The sequence below is a fragment of the Acidiphilium sp. genome (assembly GCF_049977125.1).
In the GTDB taxonomy this organism is placed as follows: domain Bacteria; phylum Pseudomonadota; class Alphaproteobacteria; order Acetobacterales; family Acetobacteraceae; genus Acidiphilium.
Genome location: NZ_JBMFGY010000061.1, coordinates 13,017 through 18,852 on the forward strand (window position 1 = coordinate 13,017; position 5,836 = coordinate 18,852).

Genomic DNA, 5,836 nt, shown 5'->3' on the forward strand with positions numbered 1-5,836 from the left:
CCCGTCGCCGTTCCGCTCCCGATGCCCATGCCGATGCAGGTTATGCTGCCGGTGGCGGCGCCGATGCCGATGCCGGGGCCAATGCCGGCGCCGGCCGCGCTGTTCCAGCAGGTGGCGCTGATGCAGAGCCAGATGCTCGCCAATCTGGCGGCGCTGCAACAATTCGCCGCCCAGCCGATGCTGCCGGCCGCCCTGCCGCTCGGCGGCACGGGCTTAACGCAGGTGCCGCTCGGCGGCACGGGTGTGACTCAGGTATCGATGGTCTCGGTCGGTGGTCCGGGCGGCGTCTGCAGCGAGCAGATGCAAATTCTGCGCGGTCCCAACGGTCAGGTGAGGGTGCTGGTCCATCGCAGCGGCAACGCCTGCGGCCCGGTCCCGACCGCGGCGCCAGGAATCCCGATGGGCGCGGTCCCGGCCCAGCTGCCGGCGATGGGCGCCAAACCCCATCTGCCGCCCGGCGCGCTGCCGCCGCCGTCCAAACTGATCTACGCCGACTATCCGGTCCCGGCAAAAACCGCCCCGCCCGCGCAGCAGGGCTGATCGCCGTCCCGGCGATCAGCGCAACCACCCACCGATCCGCGCCCGCGCCCCCGGCGTCGCATCAGAAATGCGTCGCCGGGGTTGCCCCGGACCGCCAGTGCCGATAGTAGGGATCGCCAAGGTTCGCAAACCGGTAAGGATGCACCATGGCTCCCTCTGATATGAATACCCCCGCCAACGGCTTCGGCCGTATCGCCGAGGCTTACGCCTTCGACGATGTGCTGCTCGTCCCCGATTATTCCGAAGTTCTGCCGGCGGCGGTCAACACCGAAACCAGGCTGACCCGCACCATCCGGCTGAACATTCCGCTGATCTCGGCGGCGATGGATACCGTCACCGAAGGACCGATGGCGATCGCCATGGCCCAGCAGGGCGGCATCGGCGTGGTCCATAAAAACCTCACCATCGAGGAACAGGCCGCCGCCGTCCGTCAGGTGAAAAAATTCGAGAGCGGCATGGTGGTCAACCCGCTGACCATCCATCCCGACCAGACCCTCGCCGACGCCCAGGCGCTGATGGCGCAATACCGGATTTCCGGCGTGCCGGTGGTCGAGCGCGAGACCAACCGGCTGGTCGGGATTCTGACCCATCGCGACGTTCGCTTCGCCACCGATCCCGGCTCGCGGGTCTATGAATTGATGACGCGCGAAAATCTGATCACCGCCGCCGCCGATGTCGGCCCGGAAATGGCCCGCCACCTGCTGCACAAGCATCGGATCGAGAAGCTCCTCGTGGTCGATGAGGCCTATCGCTGCGTCGGCCTGATCACCGTCAAGGACATGGACAAGGCCGAAGCCCACCCGCTCGCCAACAAGGATGAGCTGGGCCGGCTGCGGGTGGCGGCGGCAACCGGCGTCGGCGAGGATGGCGCCGCCCGCGCCGCCGCCCTGATGGCCGCCGGCGTCGATGTCATCGTGGTCGATACCGCCCACGGCCACTCGGAGGGCGTGCTGCGCGCGGTCGCCCAGATCAAGGAACGCTCGAACGCGGTGCAGATCATCGCCGGCAATGTCGCAACGCCGCAAGCGGCGGCGGCGCTGATCCGGGCGGGTGCCGATGCGGTGAAAATCGGCATCGGCCCCGGCAGCATCTGCACCACGCGCGTGGTCGCCGGGGTCGGCATGCCGCAGTTTTCCGCCGTGATGGAAACCTCAGCCGCCTGCCGCGAGGCCGGTGTTCCCGCGATCGCGGATGGCGGCGTCCGCACCTCGGGTGACATGGTCAAGGCGCTCGCCGCCGGGGCCGATTGCGTCATGGTCGGCTCCCTGCTCGCCGGCACCGATGAAGCCCCCGGCGAAGTCTTCCTCTACCAGGGCCGCTCCTACAAATCCTACCGTGGCATGGGCAGCCTGGGCGCGATGGCGCGCGGCTCGGCCGATCGCTACTTCCAGCAGGACATCAAGGACACGCTGAAACTGGTGCCCGAAGGCATCGAGGGAAGGGTCGGCTACAAAGGCCCGATGTCCGCCGTCGTCCACCAGCTCGTCGGCGGTCTGCGCGCCGGCATGGGCTACACCGGCTGCGCCACCGTCGCTGAACTCCAGACCAAGGCGAAGTTCCGCCGCATCACCGGAGCCGGCCTGCGCGAGAGCCATGTGCACGACGTGGCGATTACGCGGGAGGCGCCGAATTATCGGCAGGATTGAGATTGTGTTAGGGCAAGAAGAAGACTTCTTTTTTGTAAAAAAGAAGCAAAAAACTTTTTTTAATTTGGGCCACGGGCGGTTACACCGGTACGGACCCATGGAATCAAAGTTTTTTTGCTTCTTTTTTTACAAAAAAAGAAGTGCTTGCCTTCTCCCCACTCAAAGGACACAATCTTGACCCCCGCCGGACGCCTGCAAGCCGCGATCGAACTGCTCGAGGCGATCGGCGCCGATCGCCGCCCGGCCGATGCCGTCGCCAATGAATTCCTCCGCACTCGCCGCTTCATCGGCGGTGGCGACCGGCGCGACATCAGCGAGACCGTCTGGGCCGTGCTGCGCGCCCGCCGCCGCCTCGGCTGGTGGATCGAGCGCGTCGGCGCCACCCCGACGCCGCGCCTGATGGTTCTCGCGCTGATGGTGCTCGGCGGCACAACCGTGCATCGTGCCGCGGCCGAATTCGGCGGCTCGCGCTTCGCCCCGCCCGCGCTCGATGAGGCGGAACGCCGCGCGCTGGAAAAACTCGACAAACACACGCTCGACCATCCCAATATGACCGAGGGCATCCGCCTCGAAATGCCCGATTTCGTGGTCCCGCTGCTGCGCGCCCGCTTCGGTGACCGGCTGGAAGCCGAATCCGACGCGCTGATGCAGCCCGCCCCGCTCGACATGCGGGTGAACCTGCTGAAAACCACCCGCGAGGAAGCGATCGGCCTGCTCGCCAAGGCCAAGCTGAAAGCCGAACCGACCAAGCTCAGCCCCTGGGGCGTGCGCCTCGCCTCCCGCCAGAGCGTCACCAGCGCCGCGCCGTTCCGCGATGGTCTGGTCGAAATCCAGGACGAAGGCAGCCAGCTCGTCGCCCTGCTCGCCGATGCGAAACCGGGCATGCGCGTCGCCGATTACTGCGCCGGCGCCGGCGGCAAGACCCTCGCGCTCGCCATGACCATGGAAAACAAGGGCCATATCATCGCCTGCGATGTCTCCACCCCACGGCTCGACGGCGCGATCAAACGCCTCCGCCGCGCCGGCGTGCACAATGCCGAACGCCATCTGCTCGAACCCGGCGATAAATGGACCAAGCGCCAGGCCGGCAAATTCGATGTCGTGCTGGTCGATGCCCCCTGCACCGGCACCGGCACCTGGCGCCGCAACCCCGACGCACGGCTGCGCCTGACCGAGACCGATCTGGCCGAACTCACCGTCAAACAGGCCGCCATCCTCGATGACGCCCAACGTCTGGTCAAACCCGGCGGCGCCCTCATCTATGCGACATGTTCGATGCTGGGTGCCGAAAACGAGGATCAGATCGCCGGTTTCCTCGCCCGTCATCCCAGCTTCCACATCACCCCGGTCGGCGAGGCGTTCCCCGCCTATCTGCGGGACGACACCCTGCGCCTCTCGCCCGCGCGCGATGGCACCGATGGTTTCTTCGCCTGCCGCATGGAGCGTTCAGCCACGCCGCCGACATGACCATGAGCCGATGATCACGATCCGCCGCGCCCGCCCGACCGATGCCACCGGTATCGGTCTCGTGCATGTCGCCAGCTGGCGCAGCACCTATGCCGGCGTGCTGCCCGAATCGGTGCTGACCGGCCTGTCCGCCCCGCGTCAGGCCGGCTATTACGATCGCGTGATCCGCAGCGGTGGCGTTGTCCATGTCGCGGTCGCCTCCGGCACCGACGCCGGCGGGGCGGGCGGGGTGCGCATCGTCGGTTTCGTCACCGCCCGCCGCCGCCGCGCCGCCCTTGCCGAGGGCGAAATCGAAACCCTCTACGTCCTCGATGATTACCGCGAGCGCGGCCTCGGCCGCCAGCTGATGCGCGCCGCCGCCGCCCATCTCGCCGCGAAAACCTGCACCTCGCTGTTCGTCTGGGTCCTCTCCGACAATCCCGCCCGCTGGTTCTACGCTCGCATGGGCGGCAAACACGCCGCCGACGGCATGGTCACGGTCGGCGGCGCCGAAGTGGCGCAAACCGCCTATCGCTGGGAAACGATCGAGGCGCTGGTCGAATAGGCCAGACGCCGCCCCGCCCGATCGCGCATCTTGCACCATCCCCGCCAAAATTGCAGGATACGCCCATCCGGCATCAGACCGGTTCGCACCAACACGAGGAAACCGCCATGGCCAGCACGCTGCGCGCCGAAATCCCGGTCACCGAACTCCTGAAGCACGACCCGAAAAACTGGGGCCGCTGGGGAGCCGACGATGAAGTCGGCAGCCTCAACTTCCTCACCCCGGCGGAAGTCCTGCGCGGCGTCCAGGCGGTGAAACAGGGCAAGACCTTCACCCTCCAGGTCATGATGGGCCACCCCGCCGGCGATCCGGTCTGGCCCGGCCGCGCCCAGCCGGTCCGCGTCAACGTCATGGACAAGGGCCACTACCTCTGCGGCAAAGGCCCGGTCTTCCCCGGCCACGCCGAATACGCCGACGACATGCTGATCATGTACCTCCAAGGCTCGACCCAATACGACGCGCTCGGCCACGTCTGGTGCGACGACATGCTCTATAACGGCTACGACGCCCGCACCACCGCCGGCAAAATGACCAAGGCCAGCGTCCTGCCGATCGCCGAACGCGGCATCGCCGGCCGCGGCATCCTGATCGACATCGCCCGCCATCGCGACAAGCCCGTGCTCGATCGCGGCGAAACCTTCACCCACGAAGACCTCCTCGCCGCCGCCGCGAAACAGGGCGTCACCATCGAAAAACACGACATCCTGCTGATCCGCACCGGCTGGATCGGCTCGTTCTACACGCGCGACAAAACCGAATTCTATCGCGATTTCATCGAACCCGGCCTGACCTACAGCCCCGAGCTGGTCAAATGGTTCCACGAGATGGAAATCCCCAACCTGGTCACCGACACCATCGCCAACGAAGTCACCGCCGACCCGGTCTCCGGCGTGGTGCTGCCCCTGCACAACGCGCTGATGCGTAACCTCGGCGTCACCTTCACCGAAATCGCCGCCCTCGATGCCCTGGCCGATGATTGCGCCACCGACAATCAATGGACCTTCCTCTACACCGCCGCCCCCCTGAAAGTCGCCGGCGGCACCGGCGCCCCGGTCAACCCGGTGGTGATCAAGTGACCAGCTACGACGCGAAACCCTGGCTCGCCCTCTACGACCCCGACCAACCCGCCACCATCACCCCCGATTTCACCGATGCCCTGGCGATGTTCCGCGCCGCGCGCGCCCGCGCGCCCGACCGCCCCGCCATCCGCTATTTCGATGCCACAATCACCTACGCCGAGCTCGACGATCTGAGCGACCGCCTCGCCGCCCACCTCACCACGCACGGCTTCGCCCCCGGCGACCGTTTCGCGATCTTCCTCCAAAACGTCCCGCAATTCGTCATCGCCATCCTCGCCGCCTGGAAATCCGGCGGCATCGCCGTCGCGATCAACCCGATGAACCGCACCCGTGAAATCGCCACCCTCTTCGCCGATTGCACGCCCAAAGCCGTCATCTGCCACGACGATACCTACCCCACCGTGTTCGGCCCGCTCGACCCCACCCTGCGCCCCACCCTCGTCATCACCACCAGCGCCCTGACCTTCCAGACCCGCAACGACCCCCGCCTGTTCGCCACCGCCACCCCCCAAACATTCCCCGACACCACCGATTTCGCGGCCACCATCGCCCCCCCCCCC

6 protein-coding genes are annotated in these 5,836 nt (G+C 67.0%); all 6 read left to right on the forward strand.

The annotated features are described in order from the left end of the window. Nucleotides 1-540: hypothetical protein (locus ACP5E6_RS10725; protein WP_427954231.1), on the forward strand; the 540-nt coding region annotated here is incomplete at its 5' end. A gap of 146 nt (nucleotides 541-686) precedes the next feature. Beyond that, complete coding sequence (gene guaB, locus ACP5E6_RS10730; RefSeq protein ID WP_427954232.1) at nucleotides 687-2,186, forward strand: IMP dehydrogenase; 1,500 nt, start codon at nucleotides 687-689, stop codon at nucleotides 2,184-2,186. 174 nt (nucleotides 2,187-2,360) lie between these two features. Further along, the gene (locus tag ACP5E6_RS10735; RefSeq protein ID WP_427954233.1) at nucleotides 2,361-3,653 is read left to right on the forward strand and encodes an RsmB/NOP family class I SAM-dependent RNA methyltransferase; all 1,293 of its coding nucleotides are present in this window, start codon (nucleotides 2,361-2,363) and stop codon (nucleotides 3,651-3,653) included. A gap of 10 nt (nucleotides 3,654-3,663) precedes the next feature. Then, complete coding sequence (locus ACP5E6_RS10740; protein ID WP_427954234.1) at nucleotides 3,664-4,197, forward strand: N-acetyltransferase family protein; 534 nt, start codon at nucleotides 3,664-3,666, stop codon at nucleotides 4,195-4,197. Nucleotides 4,198-4,304: 107 nt separating this feature from the next. Further along, the gene (locus tag ACP5E6_RS10745; protein ID WP_427954235.1) at nucleotides 4,305-5,273 is read left to right on the forward strand and encodes a cyclase family protein; all 969 of its coding nucleotides are present in this window, start codon (nucleotides 4,305-4,307) and stop codon (nucleotides 5,271-5,273) included. Beyond that, nucleotides 5,270-5,836: AMP-binding protein (locus ACP5E6_RS10750; protein ID WP_427954236.1), on the forward strand; the 567-nt coding region annotated here is incomplete at its 3' end. The genes ACP5E6_RS10745 and ACP5E6_RS10750, both read left to right, overlap by 4 nt.

Excerpts from the sequence above, each read along its gene's own strand:
- guaB (WP_427954232.1), top strand. The coding sequence starts at position 687 with ATGGCTCCCTCTGATATGAATACCCCCGCCAACGGCTTCGGCCGTATC.
- ACP5E6_RS10740 (WP_427954234.1), top strand. The coding sequence starts at position 3,664 with ATGATCACGATCCGCCGCGCCCGCCCGACCGATGCCACCGGTATCGGT.
- ACP5E6_RS10745 (WP_427954235.1), top strand. The coding sequence starts at position 4,305 with ATGGCCAGCACGCTGCGCGCCGAAATCCCGGTCACCGAACTCCTGAAG.